The following is a 20,699-nucleotide window of genomic DNA, read 5'->3' as shown; positions in this document are numbered from 1 at the left end:
TATAAACATCATATATTAATAACATGATGATTGCTCATCATGTTATTAATATATGATAATTTGTATTATTTTACATTAAATTTTAATATGTTATTATAACGATTAAATATAGTATAATGTTTATTTTAAATATTTATAAAATAATCTATTAATATTTATAGGAAATATTAATAGTGTTAAGCACATAAATAAATTTAACATTAAGATCCCATAATTTAATTATGTTAGATAAACATATCAATCTTCTAGTTGCAACTAGATACTATTATCTGAAAGATAAATAAATTCCTTAATTATTAATAAGCTCGTGATACGGTAATTTTGTCATTGTGGGTAGATTTTACACTTACTTGTGATAATATTTAAATATATTAAGTTTTTAGAATATGTAGTTTTAATTGCATATTTTAAAATTATGTTGATACTGTGAAAATATAAAAATAATTAATATTAGATGCCATATATGATATCGAGTTTTATGGAATTTTGATTGATGTTGAATTAATGTATCTACGTTTATTTTAAGTCACTTATGATTTACATTGTAATTAAATGTAATAATTACAAACGAATATATCAGAGATATAAATATGCAGGAAACATCTGTTACTCAAGCATGTAATTTAGTTATTTTTGGGACTAAAGGTGATTTAACGCGTAGAAAATTGTTTCCATCATTATATCAGTTAGAAAAAATAGGTGCTATTCATCCCGATACACGCATCATAGGGGTAGGTCGTGCAGAATGGAGTCTTGTTATGTATATTGAAGTTGTATATGATTCTTTAAAAAAATTTGTGCAAGATCCTATCGATGAATCTTTATGGTGTATTTTTAGAGCACGACTTGACTTTTGTAATTTAGATGTATATCAAACTGAACGATTTATTCATTTATTAGATAAATTACAGAATGTAGATATGGTAACAATAAATTATTTGGCTACGCCTCCTGATACTTTTGGGATTATATGTAAAGGATTAAGTACCATTGGATTAAATAAAAAATCAAATCGTATAGTTATAGAAAAACCATTGGGTACTAATTTGGATTCTGCTCGTGTTATTAATGCGCAGATATCAAAGTATTTTGAGGAAAAACAAATTTATCGTATCGATCATTATTTAGGAAAAGAAACAGTTTTAAATTTGTTGGCATTACGTTTTGCAAATTATTTGTTTTCCTCAAACTGGGACAATAATACTATTGATCACGTGCAAATTACTGTAGCAGAAGAAGTAGGTATTGAAGGTCGTTGGGGTTATTTTGATGCGATAGGTCAAATGCGTGATATGATACAAAGTCATTTATTACAGATTTTAACTATTATAGCTATGTCACCTCCATCTAATTTGAGTGCTGATTGTATTCGGGATGAAAAAGTCAAAGTTCTTAGATCGTTGCGGAAGATTGATTGTAATAATGTACATGATGTTACAGTTCGTGGACAGTATACGTCTGGTTTTATTCATGGAAAGCCAGTACCAGGCTATTTAGAAGAAAAGGGAGCTAATAAGAGCAGTAATACTGAGACGTTTGTCTCTCTTTGTGTTAATATAGATAATTGGCGTTGGGCTGGTGTTCCATTTTATCTGCGTACTGGAAAGAGATTACCAGCTAAATGTTCTGAAATTGTAATTTTTTTTAAAAAACCAGTGATTAATTTATTTCTTGATTCATATCAGGATTTGCCTAATAATAAATTAACTATTCGATTGCAACCAGATGAGGGGATAGACGTTCAAATTTTAAATAAAATACCCGGATTAGGTCATAAACATCGGCTACAAGTTACTAAATTAAATTTAAGTTTTTACAAAACTTTTTGCCAAGAGCATATAGTTGATGCATATGAGCGTTTACTATTAGAAACAATGAGAGGGATTCAAGTATTATTTGTTCGTCACGATGAAATAGAAGGAGCTTGGAAATGGGTCGATTCTATCATACAAGCTTGGGAACGTGAAAATAATGTACCCAAGCTGTATCAGGCTGGTACTTGGGGTCCTGCAGAGTCAATGACTATGATTGCCAAAGATGGTCGTTTTTGGAATGAATATAAATTGTATACGTGATTGATTTTAATACGTTATAGTAACGTTAATTTTTTAAATATTGTTAATTAATAAAGTTCTTAGATTTTTGTTTTTATATGAAGATATTTATATATAATTAGGTATTAGAGGTTGTTTTCAGTATCTTAAATATAAGTGTGTATATTTTATGTAGAGTATTATTTAAAATTGAGTAATGATGTATAGTAAAGTATTGTTTGAAAAATTTTAGGTTCTTTGTTAAAGAGGAAAATTATTTTTTATGGTACGTATCGTATTATTTATAATTACTAATTTGTCGGTAATGATATTATTTGGTAGCATACTTAGTTTGTTGGGTTTTTGGTCTTCTACTACTCTTGGGTTAGTCAGAATGGCTGGGATATTTGGTTTTGGGGGCGCTATTATTTCTTTATTTTTGTCAAAATTTGTAGCTTTGTCTGCAGTTGATGGTGTAATTATTAACAAAGCGTCTAATGATATGGAAAATTGGTTATTAGAAATAATACATAAACAGGCTAATAAACTAGATATTGTTGCACCACAGTTAGCTGTTTATGACTCTATGGATATGAATGCTTTTGCTACAGGAGCAAGAAGAAATGCAGCATTAATAGCAGTTAGTACTGGTCTTTTAAAAAATATGAATCAGGAATCAATTGAAGCTGTTATTGCTCATGAAATGAACCATGTCGCTTCTGGCGATATGATTACTATGACTCTTATTCAAGGAGTGGTTAATACCTTTGTTATTTTTATATCACGTAGTCTTGCTAAATTAATTTCTTATTGGACTTCATTTATGCAGGATCAAGATAATGAACAATTTAACACCAATGATAATCAGTATGGAGATGTAAATAGTTCTTTAACATATGTTATAGTATCCACTCTTTTAGAGGTTTTGTTTGGTATGTTTGCAAGCGTGATTGTATTTTGGTTTTCTCGTCATCGTGAATTTTATGCAGATGCTGGATCTGCTAAATTAGTGGGATGTAGAAATATGATTTCTGCTTTACAAGAATTAAAATGTAGTTATGAGTCTAAAAATAATACTAACAGCATCATTGCAACATTGTATATTAATAGTGTAAAAAAAAATAGTGTGATAAGTGATTTATTTGCATCTCATCCTTCTATAGATAAACGCATAGAAGCATTGCAACGTGGTACGTATTTGAATAAATCGTCTTATTTTTTCTAAGTAAACTACATTCTTTATTTATTTTATAAAATGGTTGATTTATGGGTTTTTATAAATGATACCATCATATGATTTGCAAAATGAAAAATAAATGTTACTATGCAAATAGGGTTTTGTATAAGTTAAACGTTTTTGTAAATATATTTGTTCTTCATATAAAAATGATCCTAAAAAATGAAGGAATTTATGTGTATTATTGATTAATATCATATAATTAAATAATTATATGATAAAGTATCAGGTAAACCGAGATATGCTTCCGTATGTAAGTGGTATTTTGATAAATTCAGTAAAGAAGTGTTGTTATGTATGAATAATATAATTTCCTCTTATTTGAATGTTTCACGAGAATAATAACTCTGGTTTGTCTTTTAATCGCTGTTACGGCAAATGTAAACACTCTAAAGGAAATACGTAAGATGGCAAAAATTAAAGGTCAAGTAAAGTGGTTTAATGAGTCTAAAGGTTTTGGTTTTATTACACCGTCAGATGGTAGTAAAGATGTTTTTGTACACTTTTCTGCTATTCAAGGTAACGGATTTAAGACTTTATCTGAAGGACAAAGTGTAGAATTTGAAATTCAAGATGGACATAAAGGCCCATCTGCTGTTAACGTGACGACTTTGTAATGTAATGATAAAGTATTTTGTAATATGTAATTAAGGATTTTAAAGGTATAAGGTGGTGGTGTAAGGATATTATAAAAAATAAACAGCGAGTATCATGGTATACAATGTTACTGTTGATATGAAATACATAGTATTTGATTTTAAATTTTAAAAATTATGTGTAGAAGCTATATATGTAGTATTGATGTGTTAGTTTAGTAATTTTGTTGGCAGAGATCTAAAAAGTGTATAACGGTTACTGCTGTGTTTGTGTTGTTGATATAAAAATAAGAGGGCCTTGTTGAAAACTTCAACAAGGCCCTCTTATTTTTATATCTTACTTTGACAGATATTTGGTTAGAGACCTAACAATCCTATCCAGTATCCAAAAATTCCAATCCCAAAAAATCCTATAATAATCCATAGTGCGTTTATTTTATTATTTAGTAACCACATGCAAGCAAATGTTAATAATAGAGGAATAAATCCAGGCATGAGTTGATCTAAAATATTTTGCACAGTCGTAACCACTGTGTTTCCATCATTGTCAGTAATTTTAGAAAGCACACATGGAATGTTTACATGTGTCCATTTATTAACTAACGCCCCCATAACGAATAAACCTAAAATTGAAGAGCCTTCTGTTAGTTTTTTTAACACTCCTCCTTTCATATCATTCACGATGCTTACTCCTTTCTTATAACCATATATCATGCCATAATAACGAGTAGCTAATCTGATTGTATTAAATAGAACAAAAAATAGACATGGACCTAATAGACTTCCAGTCATAGCAATTCCTGCTCCTAAGGCAGCAAATACTGGTCTAGCAGTTCCCCAAAATATTGGATCACCTACTCCAGCAAGAGGACCCATTAATCCTATTTTCAAACCATTGATAGAAGCATTATCTATAGTAGTAGCGCCGTTAGCTTTTTGTTCTTCCATGGCCATGGTAACTCCTAATATAGGAGCGGCAACATATGGATGTGTATTAAAGAATTCTAAATGACGTTTAATTGCTTCTTTCCGATTTTCGCTGTATTTAGGATACAAACGTTTAATTATTGGAATCATAGTAAAACAAAATCCCAGCGCTTGCATACGCTCAAAGTTCCAAGAACCTTGAAAAAGGTTAGAACGAATAAAAGCTGCGCGTATATCACTTTTTCTTAGTTTTATTATTTTTGTTGTATCATGTATTGTTTGAGGTTTATTAATCATTATCATTACCTATTCATCTAATCTAATTCGTCATCAAGTTTATTTTTGGCTTGAACATTTGAATCAGGGATATTATTTTGCGGAATTTGATTATACCGTGGAGATAATTGAATATATAGGATAGCCAGAACTACACCAACGACACCTAGTGCGACTAAATTAAATTCTGTGAATGCTGTGATAACAAATCCTAGAAAAAAAATTGGCATTAGATATCCAGTACGCATCATATTAATAACCATTGCATAACCAACCACAACAATCATACCTCCAGCAATGTTTAAACCGTTAGTTATTACTTCTGGGATTGCGTGAAGCATGCGATGTACAGTTTCAGTTCCAACGGAAATTCCAACAATAGTAGCTGGAATTGCAATACGCATAGCCTGTAACATAAGAGCTGTGATATGAATCCAATTTAAAATTGTTATATTACAGCGCTCTGCTGCTGTATCAGCAGCATGTTGAAATGCTACAGTAACAGTACGTACAATAATGGTCAATACTTGTCCGGCAGCAGCTAATGGAATGGCTAAAGCAATTCCTGCTCCAATAGGTTGTTGCCCTATAATTACTAAGATGGTAGAAATAATTGAAGCTAAAGCAGTATCAGGTGCTACAGCTGCTCCTATATTCATCCACCCTAGCGCTATCATTTCCAGTGTCCCTCCAATAATAATCCCAGTTTTTAGGTCTCCTAAAACTAAACCAATTAGCGTACATGCTATTAATGGTCTATGGCATTGAAATTCGTCAAGTATCGAACCCATTCCGATAATACAAGATATAATAAACAATAAAACAATTTGAAGTGCGTTAATTTCCATTTCATTTTCCTGAAAATATAAAAATAAAACATTTTATTAATATCGTTCTCATATTAATTTATTAAATAAATATACATATGTAAATTAATTAGGAATGATTTATTTTTTTTATTAATTTCATTATTTTTAATGATGGATCTGATGGTACTTTACGTGCTTCTAATTCAATACCATATTGATCAAGCTTTTTAAAAGCCTCAATATCTACGTTATTTACTGATATAGCATTATTTATTTGTTTCTTATCTTTATAAAAAGCCATCCCTCCAATATTTACTGAATTAATAGGGATACCACCTTCAACAAGGCGCACAATATCTGTGGGATTAGTGAATAACATGATGACTTTGTCTCCAGCATATTTAGGATTATTGTATACACGTATAGTTTTATCGATATCTAGGACATGAGCGGTTACCCCAGGAGGTGTTACTTGAGTCAGTAAAGTTTTTCGGATCATATCTCTAGATACTTCATCGTTTACTACTATAATACGTGTAATGTTATATTCTTTAACCCAACGAGTTACTACTTGTCCATGAATCAGCCTGTCATCAATACGTGCTAAACAAATGATCATATGGTTTTTTTTATTATTTTTTTTATTTAATGATGAATGCAAAATTTTATTTTTACTGGTATTCTGCTTGCCATATAACTGATTAGGACTAGAGCAATATTTTACAGATTTTATACTTTCGTTACCAGATTTTAACACAATTTGTACTAATTCTTGAAAGGTATGGGAATCATCACGCGCCATAAATACTTCAATTAACATGGGGATATTGATACCTGTGATAATATCATATTTTTCTTTGTTTAATATGATGCTATGAGCAGCGTTGAAAGGACTGCCTCCCCAAGTATCTACTAAGAATAATACACCTGCATTAGTATTTAGATTTAATAGACATGTATTATATTTTTTAATTAGTATTTCAGTATTTTCTTCGGGAAGTAATTCAATCCATGCAACATTTTTTTGTTTTCCCACAATCATTTCAGTAGTTTTAAGTAATTGTTCAGATACAGAACCATGAGCTCCTAATATAATAGCAATAGTCACTACTTTTTCCTCTTTGATATATTATCAATAATTCATTTTTTATTTTTGTATTATTTCAATTTTTAAAATAATACAGTATCTATTTTTAGTTGTTTGTCATATTATTTATGATTTATTTTATGTTATGCCCAATACATAGGCTAATTTTTCTTTAATATTTTAAAATTAAAAGTTATATGCTTGTACTATTTTAGTTTTCTGATTTTATTTTAATTAATACATATGTAAGTAATAATTGAGATACTTCAAGAGATAATCGATTACATTATACTGTCTTTTCTGTCATAATGATAGATTATCTTTAATGTTAAATGCATACTTTACAGTAGTATGCAAGAGATGTTTTACATCATATCATAATAATAACATTTCTCTACTTAAGTAACGTTCACATAATCTTATGACGACATATATTAACTGTTATCAATACCTTTGCCTACATAAACTTATATTTGATCATGTTTAATTTATTGTTGAAAACTTCATTATGTAATCAGATATTTAATATGTTTATATAAATATACCATTAAATGATGTGTTACCTAACATTCAATGGAGATTATCATGGAATTTTTAACAGACATATCAATGTGGGTAGGGTTATTAACTCTGGTGATTTTGGAGGTTGTGCTCGGTATTGATAATTTAGTTTTTATCACTATTCTAGCAGATAGACTGCCGAAAAAACAACGTGAACGTGCATGTATTATTGGTTTGACATTGGCATTAATAATGCGTATAGCATTATTGTCTTTAATTTCATGGTTTGCAACTCTTACAAAACCATTATGTAAAATTGCTGACTTTTCGTTTTCTATTAGAGATTTAATTTTATTATTTGGTGGTATTTTTCTTTTATTTAAGGCAACTACTGAATTGCATCAGCAATTAGAACATAAAATACATAATAACACTAGTCGTGGATACGCTAGTTTTTGGATGGTAGTAATACAAATTGTAGTTTTTGATGCTATTTTTTCTATTGATGCAGTAATAACAGCTGTTGGTACAGTAGAAAATTTAATCATCATGATAATGGCAGTTATAATAGCAGTAACATTAATGTTGTTATTATCTCGTTTATTAACTAATTTTATTAATAATCATCAGACTGTAGTAGTTTTATGTTTGAGTTTTTTGTTAATTATCGGTTTAAGCTTAATTGCAGAGGGAATTGGATTTTATATACCAAAGGGTTATTTATATGTTGCTATTGGATTTTCAGTATTAATTGAATTATTTAATCAAATTGCTCATTGCAATTCTATGAAAGGTCAATCAACTAAATCAATGCGCGAACGTACTGCAGAGGTGATTATAAGGTTGATGGGTAATACAGTACAATGGAATTCTACTACAGAAAAAAATTATCCAATTTCTTCTTCATCAAGAACACATTTTGTTGAAGAGGAGCGACATATGATTACTGGAGTGTTATCGTTAGCTTCACGTACTTTACGAAGTATAATGACTCCTAGGAATGAAATTTCATGGTTAGATTCTCAAAAACCAGTACAGGAATTATATTCTATTTTAATGAATACTCCTCATAATATGTTTCCCGTATGTAACGGTGAATTGGATCAATTAATAGGAATTGTTCGTGCTAAAGATTTGATGGCAGCAATAGATCATGGAGAGCAAGTAGAAACGTATGCTGCAGAGAATTTGCCTATTGTGGTTCCAGAAACTTTAGATGTCTTGAACTTATTAAAAGAATTACGTCGTGCAAAAGGGAGTATGGTTATTGTATCTAATGAATTTGGTATTATTCAAGGGTTAATAACCCCTTTGGATGTGCTAGAAGCTATAGCTGGTGAATTTCCTGACGAAGATGAAACACCAGAAATCGAGAAAATTAACAATGGTACAGGTTGGTTAGCGAAAGGTAGTATGGATTTACATGCATTGCAACGAGCATTACAAGCCCATGATTTAGTGCATAAATGTGATCATGTGGCTTCTTTAGCTGGATTATTATTATCTCATTGTGATCGTATACCAAAAGAGGGTGATGTACTAACAATTAATAGGTGGCGTTTTATAATTCGAAAAATGATAGAGTATCGTATTGAATTAGTGGAGATAGAACACTTTACTTTTTTTAAGAAAACACATCAACAATAGTATTATTATATAGATATATCTAATAACGTTATTGTTAGTAATTTGTAGTAATTACATTAAATAAAATTTTTTTAATAACGGTGGTAATAGAGTGTGTATTTTGTCTTGCATTTCTTGATATTCTATATTTTCGTCACTGTCGGAAACAATGCCACTTCCTACTGAACAAAAGAGATGTTTCTTATCAGCCAATAGTGTTCTAATAGCAATATTGGTATCCATGTTTCCGCAACAACTTAAGTATCCAATGCTTCCAGACCAAATACTTCGACGATGTGGTTCAAGTTGTTCGATTAATTTCATTGCTTGAATCTTTGGAGCTCCAGTTATAGATCCTCCCGGAAAGCATGCGCGTAATAAATCACAAGCAGAAAAATTATTGGAAAGCTTTCCTGTAATTGTGCTGATCATATGATGTACTCCTGTGAACGATTGGATATTAAATAATTTAGGTACGCGAATACTGCCCGGAATAGATACTTTTCCAATATCATTTCTTAATAAGTCAACGATCATTAAATTTTCTGATCTATTTTTTATAGATTTGGATAATTTAATAATTTGGAGACAATCATCTTGTGTATTTTTTAGTCTGGGTAATGTTCCTTTAATGGGTTGAGTTTTAATTTTTTTACCATGTAATTGCAAAAAACGTTCTGGGGACAAGCTAAGTATGCTTAATTTATTTGGTAGCCTAATAAATCCTGAAAAAGGTGCCTGATTATAATTTAATAAATAACGGAATGCTATCCACGCGTTTCCTATATATGGGGTATAAAAACGTTGAGCTAAACATACTTGATAACAGTTACCTATAGTTATATGTTTTTTTATAATATTAAATTTTTTTGAATATTCAAATTGGTTCATATTACTTTTCCACGGTCTTATAATACGAAATGAGGTGTAATTAACGTGATTACTATATGTATACCGTTTATATATCCAAGGTAATATTTGATTTGGCTCATCATGAGTGACAAGGTAACTTTTATAAAGTTTATGATCAGAAATTATCGCCCAACGATATAACCCTATTGCCATATCTGGAAATAGGAGATCTTGTTTAGCTAATTTTGGTAATGATTCGGTACATCTTGCGAGGTCATATCCAAATATACCTAAAAATCCACCCTGAAATGGCAATTTAAGTTTATAACGATTACATGATTCCATATTAGTAATATGGGTATATTCTTTTAATAAGATAAATGGATCTGCATTACTAATTTGATTATTTTTATTGTGAGAAATTGTAGTGATATTATTTTTAGTCACTAATGTTAACACTGGGTTAGTAACTAATATATCAAAACGGCCATCTGGGTGTTGATTATTATGTCCAGAATATAACAGCATAGACCACGCTGTATTAGATAAAGGTTCAAAAAGATTTAGTATAGCATCAGGGTGATAGGGTAATTCTATAAGATGTATTCCCATTAAAATAGACGTTCCTTTATGTTTTAAAAATATGTGCCAATTATGTTAATCATATAATGAATACAAAGTATAAATATAATTTGTGTAGTATTTTAAAAATATTGAAGAACATGTAATAATGCATTCTTTTATATGTGTTTAGATATAATTATTTTCGTATTGTGTTTTATTTCGGATTAAATATGAAACGACAACTATTAATTACGATGCGATATGTGTTATTCTTTTAAAGGCATTAACTGTGATAGTACTTACTTTTCATAATAATTAGCGCTATTTTAACTAAATTTTTTAGCTTTAGTAATTTTAGTTTGAAGTTAATGAATATTTAATATTTTTATTACAAATATAACACGTATAATATAGTTTAGTTGTAATACTTTCAATATATAATTTTATTGTATTTTTATGTGCCATGTCTACTCGAATTTTGGCTTTTGATACTACTACTGAATTATGTTCTGTTGCTTTAATGATCGATCATAATATATATGATCATAAAATTGTAGCATCTAGACGTCATGCGGAAAAGATATTACCTATGATTAATAAATTATTAGTAGAAGTAGGTGTTACCTTGCGATCGCTTGATTGTATTATATTTAATAGAGGGCCGGGTGGCTTTGTGGGGATACGAATTGGAATTTGTGTTGCACAAGGGTTAGCATTAGGAGCTGATTTGCCATTAGTGGAGGTGTCTTCTTTGGCAGTATTAGCGCAAGGAGCTTGGCGTATTTTTTCTATTAAACAAGTTATATCCACTATTGACGCACGTATGGGCGAATTGTATTGTGCTCGTTATTGTCGGATGAGTGATAACAATTGTTGGATATGTGATAGTAGTGAGTCTATTATGACAGCAGAGGTAATTGCGGCAGAGCTAATGTGTAATACAATGTTGAAAGGTAGTTGGGTACTTGCAGGTACAGGTTGGAATAATTATTTAGTTTTAGAAAACGTAAAAGTAAATGATACTATTTTTTTAAGGAAGATTGTTATGTCACCTGAAGCACAGGACATGTTGCTATTAGGAATGCAGAGTTGGAGACATAAAATATTTCTAACCCCGAATCAGGCGCAGCCTGTTTATTTACGTAATAAAATAGTTTCTACATAAAACAATATGGATTTAGTTTTAAAAACGGTACTGCATACGTAATGCCACATGCCATAGTATATTGAGTTTGGTGTATGAAAACGTTGTATATATGGTTTATTGTGGGTTGTGAAATATTATAATATAATCTGTTAAAGGATGCACCTGATCATAATACAGTATAAATTGAATGTTATTAATATGTTTAACTGTAATTTATATTGTGAGATACAGTGATTAATCAGAATATTAGCTAATAATAAGAGGCTCAAAAATATTTTTATAAAGGGATTATTTTTGTAAGTATTATTTATTAGAATTTTTAATTTGAATGATACGTATGGCCTGATTTATTATGTTTTTCGTTAGAAAAAATTACTTTACATTTTAAAATAGACGCGTTATCCTTTTTTTCCAGTTGCACTGAAAGTATGTATGGATCAGGTATATATTTACGTATTATTTTGGTTAAATCTTTTTTTAATTTATACAGATAACATGGGGATTGGTTACTTATATTTTTGATATTATTTTCAGAAATAACGTCTTGTAGTCTTCTTTTGGCGATGTTAGCTGGTGTGTTTTTTTTAAAAAAAAGGAAATTGACTAATACCATAAGTATTATCTCTTAAAAAATCGTTTTAAAAAGTTGAATTTTTTGTTTTCAGTAAACCTAAAAGGACGTTGTTTCCCCAATAAACGATCTACTGTATCTGAGTAAGCTTGACCTGCATGGGATCTGATATCTAAAATAATTGGCTCACCTTGATTAGATGCTTTTAGTACTGATTTATCTTCCGGTATAACACCTAATAAAGGGATTCGTAATATTTCCATTACGTCTTCTAAACTAAGCATATCTCCGTGTTTTACGCGAATAGGATTATATCGAGTTAGTAATAAGTATTCTTTGATGGTTTCTATATTATTTATAGAATGTTTAGATTTAGAAGACAAAATTCCTAAAACACGATCTGAATCGTGCACTGAAGAAATTTCTGGATTGGTGATGATGACAGCTTCGTTTGCAAAATACAAAGCCGCCAACGCTCCGCTATCAATACCTGCAGGAGAATCGCATATTATAAATTCGAAATTCATTTTATTAAGATCATTTAATATTTTTTCTACTCCGATGAGAGTTAAGGCATTTTTATCGCGTGTTTGTGAGGCAGGTAGAATATATAGATAATCAGTGCGCTTATCTTTAATTAATGCTTGATGCAATGTGGCTTCTTCTTGAATAACATTAATAAAATCGTACACTACTCTACGTTCACATCCCATAATTAAATCAAGATTACGTAAACCAATATCGAAATCAATAACAACTGTTTTTTTTCCTTTACGCGCTAGTCCAGTAGCAAGAGCTGCGCTTGATGTTGTTTTACCAACTCCTCCTTTTCCTGAAGTAATAACGATTATACGTGCCATCAACACATTCCTTATTTTCAGTATATATTATAAATCTTGAATGATAAGAGTATCATTTTTTAAACTAAGTCTTACTGCTTTACCTGAAAATTCTTTTGGAATTTGATCGCTTAGCCAATAACGCCCTCCAATAGATACTAGCTCAGAAGATAAATTAGTACAAAAAATTTGAGATTCTTCATTTCCAGATGCACCGGCTAATATACGTCCTCGCATTATTCCATAAATATGGATATTACCATCGGCAATAATTTCAGCACCAGCACTAACATTTGCAATAACAATTAAATCTCTATTACGAGCATATATTTTTTGACCAGAACGTATTGGTGTTTTAATTAATTGTGTTTTGGATGTTGTTAAAGTATTTTTTCGAAAATATTCTGTAAAATCTTTATGTAATATAGTTATGTTTTGTGATAAAACAGGAAACCCGCTAAGCATGATTATCTCTTTTAATTTATTGTCGTGACAACAACATGCTCCGACTATAAATAATCCAGAATCTGATAATGTTTGACATAGAGCATCCCAATTACTGCGGTAATTGAGATTGCTAACGTTTACAACAACTGGGGTGTTTTTTGATAAAAAAATAGGAGATTTTTCTATTTTTTCTACCAATGATCGACGAATTTCTTCTAAGCATGTACTATATACATGCACCACTAATAATGGAAAATTGCTTCCCTTTATGCTAATAGACACGCTAGTTTTTCGCAATTTAAATATATATTACGGACTCATATGCAATAAATATTATTACATATGAGTATATGTTTATTTATATTAAATAATAAATACAATTAACAAGTTACATATTTTCTTGATAAAATACTATATTATAATTTTTATAATGTTACAATAAAAATAAAAATACAACGTTGTTATATTAATAATTTATATTTTTATGGACACTTCCAGTAAACATGTTGTCATTTAGGACAATGTATAGGGTGTTATGTTAAATTACAGCGTAATGATAATTTAAATTTTAAAAGTAACAAAATTATTGTATAATCAGCACTATTTTTGTAGTTTTTACGTTTTTAATAAACATAAGAGACTGTTACTGTTATGAATATTATTCTGTGATATAAGTATATGTTACAACCAATCGGTGTTTGTGTATTGATTATAGCAAATATAAATTGAAACAAGATTTATCTTAACAAAAGTTAATTATAATTAATATATGTTTTATCAAATAATTTTCATTTGATAAAACATAGTGTGATTTGGTGTAGTGCTTTATTTAAATTGTTATTTAGTATTACGTTTTAGAAAATCAATGATTTGTGATATGCCCATGAGTAAGGCTATCAGAAAGTAGCTAGAAAAAATTATGAGCATCCATTGAGATATTTCTAGAGATAAAAAATACCATTTATATTCAGAACAATTACCATTAGCGTCAAATATAGTGGGCCACCATCTATTTATAGGTAACCAATTAGGAAATTTTACAAATAAATCACATGTAGAAAATGGGGAAGGATTTAATTGAATGTCAATGTATTTTTTGGCCAATAATAATCCTTTGTAAGCGCTGTATGACCAAATTGATATAGCAAATAGTCTTAAAGGAGCAAATGAAGGGGCTGGTATTGCAATTAAGCCTGCTATCCCTATGCCACATAGGGCACATCTTTGATAGATACACAGTACGCAAGGTTTTATCAAAACAATGTGCTGTAAATATAAGGCTATTAATTCTAAATTAATAATGGTAAAAATTAGAAAACCCCAGCATTTTCTACTTTTGGAACAAATATTTAGAAAATGCAACATAAATAATTGCCTAAAATTAAAATATTTTTGGTTTAAAAATCACTGTTTAACACAAAATAAAAATATTTATTATATAAATAATCTATTATGTATTAATTCTTATTATACCAGTATATATAAAAACTACAAATATACTAAAAATTTTAAGGCTATTAAATCATACATAATGATACAAGTATTGAAATTTAATTTTAAGATTAAATTTGAAGTTGTCTGTATATAGTAATATTCAAATCTTAAAGATGATAATTTTTAATTAATATTAATGATGGCTTATTTTATAGAAATATAAAAATATTAAGTCATATTATATATAAGGTTAAATTAAAAAGTTTTAAACGTGATGTATATATTGATAGGGAGTTTGTTTTTATTAATTTATTTAAACAACCTCCCTATTTAAGTTATATAGAGTTATTTACATGACCTTAAGTATTTGTTCAACATGTTAATATATTTATTTGATTTATATTATTATTTATACTTTGTAATATATATGCTTAAATCAATTACTTTATCGGAATAACCTGTTTCATTATCGTACCAAGATATCAATTTATAAAAGTTCTTATTTAACGAAATACTAGATTGTGCGTCAAATATAGAAATTAATTTTTCTCCATTAAAATCGCTGGATACTACTTTTTCATCGGTATATCCCATAATTCCTTTTAAATTGCCACAAGAGGCATGTTTAATAACATCACAAATATTTTTGTAAGAGGTTGATTTTTCCAGGCGGACAGTAAAGTCGACGACAGAGACATTTGGAATGGGAACTCGGAATGACATTCCAGTTAATTTACCATCTAATTCTTTTATAACTTTTCCTAATGCTTGTGCTGCTCCAGTAGATGACGGAATGATATTTTGATAAGCACCACGTCCATTTCTCCAATCATTATATATGGGAGAATCAACAGTTTTTTGAGTAGCAGTAGCAGCATGAACAGTGGTCATTATGCCTTCAATAATTCCAAAGTTATCATGAATAACCTTGGCTAATGGAGCTAAACAATTAGTAGTGCAAGATGCATTAGATACTATTTTTTCTCCGTTATAGTGATGGTTATTTACTCCCATAACAAACATTGGGGTATCATCTTTTGCTGGAGCAGTTAATACCACTTTACGTGCCCCAGAAGATATGTGTCCGTAAGCTTTTTCTTGAGTTAAGAAAATCCCTGTAGATTCGGTGACAACATCGACATCAAAATTTTTCCAATGTAAATTTTTTGGATCCTTTTGTGAAGTATAGTGCACAACTTTATTGTTAATAATTAAATGATCGTCGTGTACGTTGATTGTGCCTTTAAATCGTCCATGAGTTGAATCATACTTCAACATATATGCGATATGTTGAATATCTAATAAATCATTAATAGCAACGATATCTGCGTCTTTTCGTTCTTGCGCGGCTCTGAAGATAACACGACCAATTCTACCAAATCCATTAATACCTATTTTAATAGCCATACATTATATACTCCTGTATAAGTAATTGTAGTTATGCGTTATTAATAAAGTTCAATGATGATATACATTATATGTAATATGTAAATTAATAATTTTAAAATATAAAGTATGTTTTGATATTTTTATGTTTCGTATATAAATATTAATTAATTATCGTTATCATAACACTAATTATAATATATGCGTTTCACTAGTTACATTATGATTTATTACTATGCGATAGGGATATAAACATTATATATTTTTTATCTTTTTTATGGAAATTGATATGAAATATATTCATTACGTGATCTTTTATATATGTAAATATAATTTATTACTTCTAAAAATTCATAAATGTCGCTTTGATTATATATTATCATTGTATTAAATGATCTAAATAAAGAGCATAACAATTTTTGGGATCATTCCATATAAAATTTAAAACATTAAGATTATTAATTTTTAATTTGTCGTTAAAATTAGTTAATAAAAGATGATGATTTAAAAAATTAATAGTTATAGCATGAATAACTTTATTAGTGTGTTGTAATAAAATATCGATCCAATTTGTTTTATCTTCATACCAATTAAGTTGATACTCTGTTAAACGAGCTAATTTAACAGCTTTATTTATTGCATCATCTAAATCTCCTATACTATCAATTAGTCCATTTTTTATCGCATCATAACCAAGCCATACGTGCCCTTGAGCGATTTTATGAATATCTTTTATGGTTTTGCGAGACTCAGCTACGGTGTTGATAAAATAACGATAGCTATTATTTACATAAAGTTGCATCATATTTATATATTCAGTAGGTAGCGATTTAGTTATTGAAATATTTGAGATAGGAGATATATCTACTCCGTCGTTATGGATACCGATAGAATCAAGAGATTTTTCAAATGTATTAATAATACCAAATATTCCTATAGAACCTGTAATAGTACTGTTGCTTGCGATAATAATATTAGCTGGAGTTGATATCCAATATCCACCAGATGCTGCTATTCCTCCCATAGAAACAACTACTGGTTTACCAGAATCTCTGATAGCTATTAATTCTGATCTAATTAATTCAGAAGCATTTACGCTTCCTCCAGGACTATTTACACGAAGTATTACTGCTTTCACTTTCGGATTGAATCGGGCGCTTCTAATTTTGTGAGCTATAGTATCACCGCCAATTGAACCTGGTATATCAGGCCCATCTATAATTGGGCCATTAACACAAATTATTGCTATCTGATTATTTTGTTTTATTGGTGCTGCAAGATTATAATCATACATACTAATTGCATTCAATGAAGTGCCTTGTTTATTAGATCCAAATATTTTTTGCATTGTATCTTCTATAACACAGTGAGACGCAATTTCATCTATCCATTTATTTTTAAGCGCATAAGCTGCGGTATCACCTTGTATTTGATGTAATTCGTCTAACATTTTATCAGTTTCTGGAAAAATTTCTTGAGTTTTTATCTTACGATTAATGGATATTGTTTTTAAATATTGATTCCACAGATGATTGATCAACTTTTTTTCTTCATGTCGTACATGATCAGACATTTGGTCTTGAATAAATGGTTCAACAGCAGATTTATATGCACCTACTCTAAAAACATGAGTATTAATTTTTAAATTATCTAATAGTGATTTATAAAATAATCTGTTGGTAGAGATACCTCGTAAATCTACAAAACCATGAGGTGTGATATAAATTTTGTTTGAGTAGCTGGCCAGAAAATACTGCGATTGGTTGTAATAATCAGAAATGGCATAAATTGATTTACCAGAATTTTTAAATTCATACAAAGCCTTTCCAATATATTCTAATGACGTTTGATTACTTCCAGAAAAGTTTTTTAATGATAATATTAATCCAGTTATGTTAGGATCATTTTTAGCTTGACGTAATATATTAACAATATCAAACAGTGAGTTTTCTTTAGTATTTGATTGATTTGTATTTAGTAAATGCCTACTAAATTTGTGGAATTTGTTATCTGATGTTATAGGTTTATCTACAACGGTCCCAGAAATGTCTAAAATCAGAGCAGTGTTCTTTGATGGCGATTTAGTAGCATTATTCCTTAAGTTTAGATATATTCCAACAACGATAATCATTAGGATTAGAAAAAATATATTTATTATTATCATGCGTATTAAATATAGTGTACGTACACTATATTTAAGTATTTTGCTAATTATTTGCCATGTGTTTCGCATGAACTCTTTAATCATTAAGGACATTATATGATGATCCAATGAATAATTTATCAATTACTTTTAAAGTATATCAGGTGTTTTATATATATACTCAATAATTTTTAAAAATTAATTGCATATCATTTTATAATAGGTAATTAAAATTACATATAACTCTTATCTTTTATTATATACATATAAATTAAATATTGAAATCTGCCCATACTGGGGCATGATCAGAAGGTTTACTCATACTGCGAATACTATAACTTATATCGCTATCTTTACAACGATTTTTTAAAGAACAAGTTACTAATATTAAATCGATACGTAAACCACTATTTCTATTAAATCCATTAGATTTATAACTAAACCAGGAATAACGTTCGTTTTTATAAGGATGCATCTTTCTATAAATATCTATTAACCCCCAGTTCATCAAATTATTGATCCATGTTCTTTCTTCTGGCAAGAAAGAACATCGTCCTGATGAAATCCAATTTTTTTTATTATTTTCACCAATACCAATATCAAAGTCTGTGGGACTGATATTCATATCACCCATAACTAGTAACAATGAATTATTGTGATACGTATGTTCTATGTAGTCTTGAAAATTTTTATAAAAATTTTTTTTATACACAAACTTTTCAGTATGATTTTTATTTTCTCCTTGAGGAAAATAACCATTGATAATAGTTAATGTGCCTATTGATGTCATAATATCAGCTATGATTATTCGTTTTTGAGATAAATTATCATCATTAGTAAGACCCCGGATTACAGTTAATGGAATTTGACGAAGAAGTAGTGCAACACCATAATATTTTTTTTGTCCATAATAATATACGTGATAACCGTATTTTAAAATTTCCTTTATAGGGAAAAAATTATCATGTACTTTAGTTTCTTGTAGACCGATCACGTCAGGTTGTAATTGCAAGATGATTGCAGTTAACTGATGCATACGAGCACGTAATCCATTGACATTAAAAGAAACAAATCTCATCTAATATTAATCTATAAATTATTTATATACGTATCATAAATATAACATATTTTTTATTAGTTATCGTAGATACTTAATTATAATTAATAAATAAATTTTATAAGCTTATAATAGAGCACATAACAGATACTCATTCATTATATTGATTAATCTTAAATTTGTTTCAGATATATAATACTTTATTTTTAAAGTAACAGTTTTTATTCTAAATATTGTGGATATTATATATAAATATTGTTGTATAATGTAAAAATGAGAACTAATTAAAAAAGAATGTTGCATTTTGGTAAGTGTATTTAGTTTAGAACGGTATTTATATATTGTGATGAAATTTCTTCATCTTACTGCAATAAATGGTTATATTTTTAATTTTTTGTTTACGTATTTATGTCCAGATAATTGCTTGATGAAGGTGATAATTACAGAGAGAATGACTATTCTTAGTAGTCATAAATTATGTGTTATTAGTTTATAATTTTATTACGAATTTATATGATGATTTTTTGGATAATAGTTAGTTATTTAAACTAAAAGTTAGTATTGATTTGAGATTCATTTATTTATAAGTTTTATTAGATCATCAAAGATAATTCTAAATAATTGTACGAATATATTATTTGAACAAAGTAAACTAAGATAGTTTTTAATATTAAAAAATTTGATTTGTGATATGTAAAAAGGATTATTGTATATGCGATAGATATGTTAGTTAGTGTTGTAGTCACAAGAATTTGTATAAAAAATAAGATTTTTAGAAGATTGGCTATCGTTTATAAAATAACTAAAATTTTTGATTCTATAAGATAGATAGTATCTTACGTTTTTTTAGAAAATTTAAATATGTTTAGCAATGATATTGGTTAATGGTGAGATCTAATTTATTAGAGTCTTTTGTGTATAAAAATAGAGAATATTAGTAATAGTTTTTATCGTAAAGATTTTAGATACTTATTAAATAATTTCATTAATTTTAATAATTGTAATAATTTTTAGATTTAAAATTTGTTGAAAAAATCAAAATACAATAATTTTTTATATATATTATTTTTAAGTAATATTTATTTTTATAATTTAAATATTAATATATTTAAAGTTCGTTTATTCGTAGTGTACATTTTACAATATTTATATATATAAGCGCATTGT

The 20,699-nt window shown here is 28.6% G+C and carries 16 protein-coding genes; 5 read left to right on the top strand and 11 right to left on the bottom strand.

Annotation, left to right across the window (positions count from 1 at the left end):
* Positions 1–590 precede the first annotated feature (590 nt).
* The 3 genes from zwf to cspE all read left to right on the top strand — a co-directional run bounded on the left by zwf (position 591) and on the right by cspE (position 3,887).
* Positions 591–2,075, top strand: a complete 1,485-nt coding sequence (gene zwf / locus M9400_RS03090; protein ID WP_250232386.1) for a glucose-6-phosphate dehydrogenase — start codon at positions 591–593, stop codon at positions 2,073–2,075.
* Between the two features lie 241 nt (positions 2,076–2,316).
* The gene (htpX, locus tag M9400_RS03085; RefSeq protein WP_250232385.1) at positions 2,317–3,258 is read left to right on the top strand and encodes a protease HtpX; all 942 of its coding nucleotides are present in this window, start codon (positions 2,317–2,319) and stop codon (positions 3,256–3,258) included.
* Between the two features lie 419 nt (positions 3,259–3,677).
* Entirely contained in the window at positions 3,678–3,887 is a 210-nt protein-coding gene (gene cspE / locus M9400_RS03080; RefSeq protein ID WP_250232384.1) for a transcription antiterminator/RNA stability regulator CspE, read from the top strand.
* Positions 3,888–4,223: 336 nt separating this feature from the next.
* On the opposite strand, the gene M9400_RS03075 is transcribed toward cspE, so the two are convergent.
* The 3 genes from M9400_RS03075 to manX all read right to left on the bottom strand — a co-directional run bounded on the left by M9400_RS03075 (position 4,224) and on the right by manX (position 6,986).
* Positions 4,224–5,090 (bottom strand): PTS mannose transporter subunit IID, encoded by an 867-nt coding sequence (locus M9400_RS03075; protein ID WP_250232383.1) that lies wholly within the window; start codon positions 5,088–5,090, stop codon positions 4,224–4,226.
* A gap of 17 nt (positions 5,091–5,107) precedes the next feature.
* Positions 5,108–5,917 carry a PTS mannose/fructose/sorbose transporter subunit IIC gene (locus M9400_RS03070; RefSeq protein ID WP_250232382.1) on the bottom strand — a complete coding sequence of 270 codons (810 nt, stop codon included), beginning with the start codon at positions 5,915–5,917 and terminating at the stop codon, positions 5,108–5,110.
* Positions 5,918–6,005: 88 nt separating this feature from the next.
* The gene (gene manX, locus M9400_RS03065) at positions 6,006–6,986 is read right to left on the bottom strand and encodes a PTS mannose transporter subunit IIAB (RefSeq protein WP_250232381.1); all 981 of its coding nucleotides are present in this window, start codon (positions 6,984–6,986) and stop codon (positions 6,006–6,008) included.
* A 564-nt stretch (positions 6,987–7,550) separates the two neighbouring features.
* Here manX and M9400_RS03060 point away from each other — a divergent pair.
* A complete protein-coding gene (locus M9400_RS03060; protein ID WP_250232380.1) occupies positions 7,551–9,113 on the top strand; it encodes a TerC family protein in 1,563 nt (520 codons plus the stop codon).
* Between the two features lie 51 nt (positions 9,114–9,164).
* Here the strand turns inward: M9400_RS03060 and pabB are convergent, their stop codons facing one another.
* Positions 9,165–10,556, bottom strand: a complete 1,392-nt coding sequence (gene pabB, locus M9400_RS03055; RefSeq protein WP_250232379.1) for an aminodeoxychorismate synthase component I — start codon at positions 10,554–10,556, stop codon at positions 9,165–9,167.
* A gap of 415 nt (positions 10,557–10,971) precedes the next feature.
* Here pabB and tsaB point away from each other — a divergent pair, with 415 nt between their 5' ends.
* Complete coding sequence (tsaB, locus tag M9400_RS03050) at positions 10,972–11,673, top strand: tRNA (adenosine(37)-N6)-threonylcarbamoyltransferase complex dimerization subunit type 1 TsaB (protein WP_250232378.1); 702 nt, start codon at positions 10,972–10,974, stop codon at positions 11,671–11,673.
* A gap of 301 nt (positions 11,674–11,974) precedes the next feature.
* Here the strand turns inward: tsaB and M9400_RS03045 are convergent, their stop codons facing one another.
* The 7 genes from M9400_RS03045 to xthA all read right to left on the bottom strand — a co-directional run bounded on the left by M9400_RS03045 (position 11,975) and on the right by xthA (position 19,553).
* Positions 11,975–12,268, bottom strand: coding sequence for a cell division topological specificity factor MinE (locus tag M9400_RS03045; RefSeq protein WP_250232377.1), 294 nt, complete (start codon positions 12,266–12,268; stop codon positions 11,975–11,977).
* A gap of 5 nt (positions 12,269–12,273) precedes the next feature.
* Positions 12,274–13,086, bottom strand: a complete 813-nt coding sequence (gene minD, locus M9400_RS03040; RefSeq protein ID WP_250232376.1) for a septum site-determining protein MinD — start codon at positions 13,084–13,086, stop codon at positions 12,274–12,276.
* Between the two features lie 27 nt (positions 13,087–13,113).
* Complete coding sequence (gene minC, locus M9400_RS03035; protein ID WP_250232375.1) at positions 13,114–13,794, bottom strand: septum site-determining protein MinC; 681 nt, start codon at positions 13,792–13,794, stop codon at positions 13,114–13,116.
* Positions 13,795–14,349: 555 nt separating this feature from the next.
* Positions 14,350–14,877, bottom strand: a complete 528-nt coding sequence (gene dsbB, locus M9400_RS03030; RefSeq protein ID WP_250232374.1) for a disulfide bond formation protein DsbB — start codon at positions 14,875–14,877, stop codon at positions 14,350–14,352.
* Between the two features lie 474 nt (positions 14,878–15,351).
* A complete protein-coding gene (gap, locus tag M9400_RS03025; RefSeq protein WP_250232373.1) occupies positions 15,352–16,353 on the bottom strand; it encodes a type I glyceraldehyde-3-phosphate dehydrogenase in 1,002 nt (333 codons plus the stop codon).
* Positions 16,354–16,711: 358 nt separating this feature from the next.
* Positions 16,712–18,565 (bottom strand): signal peptide peptidase SppA, encoded by a 1,854-nt coding sequence (gene sppA / locus M9400_RS03020; protein ID WP_250232372.1) that lies wholly within the window; start codon positions 18,563–18,565, stop codon positions 16,712–16,714.
* Between the two features lie 181 nt (positions 18,566–18,746).
* Positions 18,747–19,553, bottom strand: a complete 807-nt coding sequence (gene xthA / locus M9400_RS03015; protein ID WP_250232371.1) for an exodeoxyribonuclease III — start codon at positions 19,551–19,553, stop codon at positions 18,747–18,749.
* Between the last annotated feature and the right edge of the window lie 1,146 nt (positions 19,554–20,699).

The organism is Blochmannia endosymbiont of Camponotus sp. (assembly GCF_023586085.1).
In the GTDB taxonomy this organism is placed as follows: domain Bacteria; phylum Pseudomonadota; class Gammaproteobacteria; order Enterobacterales; family Enterobacteriaceae; genus Blochmanniella.
The sequence above is the reverse complement of the archived record's forward strand: the minus strand, read 5'-3'. Positions and strand labels throughout refer to the sequence as shown.

Coding starts and splice junctions, on each gene's coding strand:
- zwf (WP_250232386.1), top strand. CDS start 591: ATGCAGGAAACATCTGTTACTCAAGCATGTAATTTAGTTATTTTTGGG.
- htpX (WP_250232385.1), top strand. CDS start 2,317: ATGGTACGTATCGTATTATTTATAATTACTAATTTGTCGGTAATGATA.
- cspE (WP_250232384.1), top strand. CDS start 3,678: ATGGCAAAAATTAAAGGTCAAGTAAAGTGGTTTAATGAGTCTAAAGGT.
- M9400_RS03075 (WP_250232383.1), bottom strand. CDS start 5,090: ATGATTAATAAACCTCAAACAATACATGATACAACAAAAATAATAAAA.
- M9400_RS03070 (WP_250232382.1), bottom strand. CDS start 5,917: ATGGAAATTAACGCACTTCAAATTGTTTTATTGTTTATTATATCTTGT.
- M9400_RS03060 (WP_250232380.1), top strand. CDS start 7,551: ATGGAATTTTTAACAGACATATCAATGTGGGTAGGGTTATTAACTCTG.
- pabB (WP_250232379.1), bottom strand. CDS start 10,556: ATGGGAATACATCTTATAGAATTACCCTATCACCCTGATGCTATACTA.
- tsaB (WP_250232378.1), top strand. CDS start 10,972: ATGTCTACTCGAATTTTGGCTTTTGATACTACTACTGAATTATGTTCT.
- M9400_RS03045 (WP_250232377.1), bottom strand. CDS start 12,268: ATGGTATTAGTCAATTTCCTTTTTTTTAAAAAAAACACACCAGCTAAC.
- minD (WP_250232376.1), bottom strand. CDS start 13,086: ATGGCACGTATAATCGTTATTACTTCAGGAAAAGGAGGAGTTGGTAAA.
- dsbB (WP_250232374.1), bottom strand. CDS start 14,877: ATGTTGCATTTTCTAAATATTTGTTCCAAAAGTAGAAAATGCTGGGGT.
- gap (WP_250232373.1), bottom strand. CDS start 16,353: ATGGCTATTAAAATAGGTATTAATGGATTTGGTAGAATTGGTCGTGTT.
- sppA (WP_250232372.1), bottom strand. CDS start 18,565: ATGCGAAACACATGGCAAATAATTAGCAAAATACTTAAATATAGTGTA.
- xthA (WP_250232371.1), bottom strand. CDS start 19,553: ATGAGATTTGTTTCTTTTAATGTCAATGGATTACGTGCTCGTATGCAT.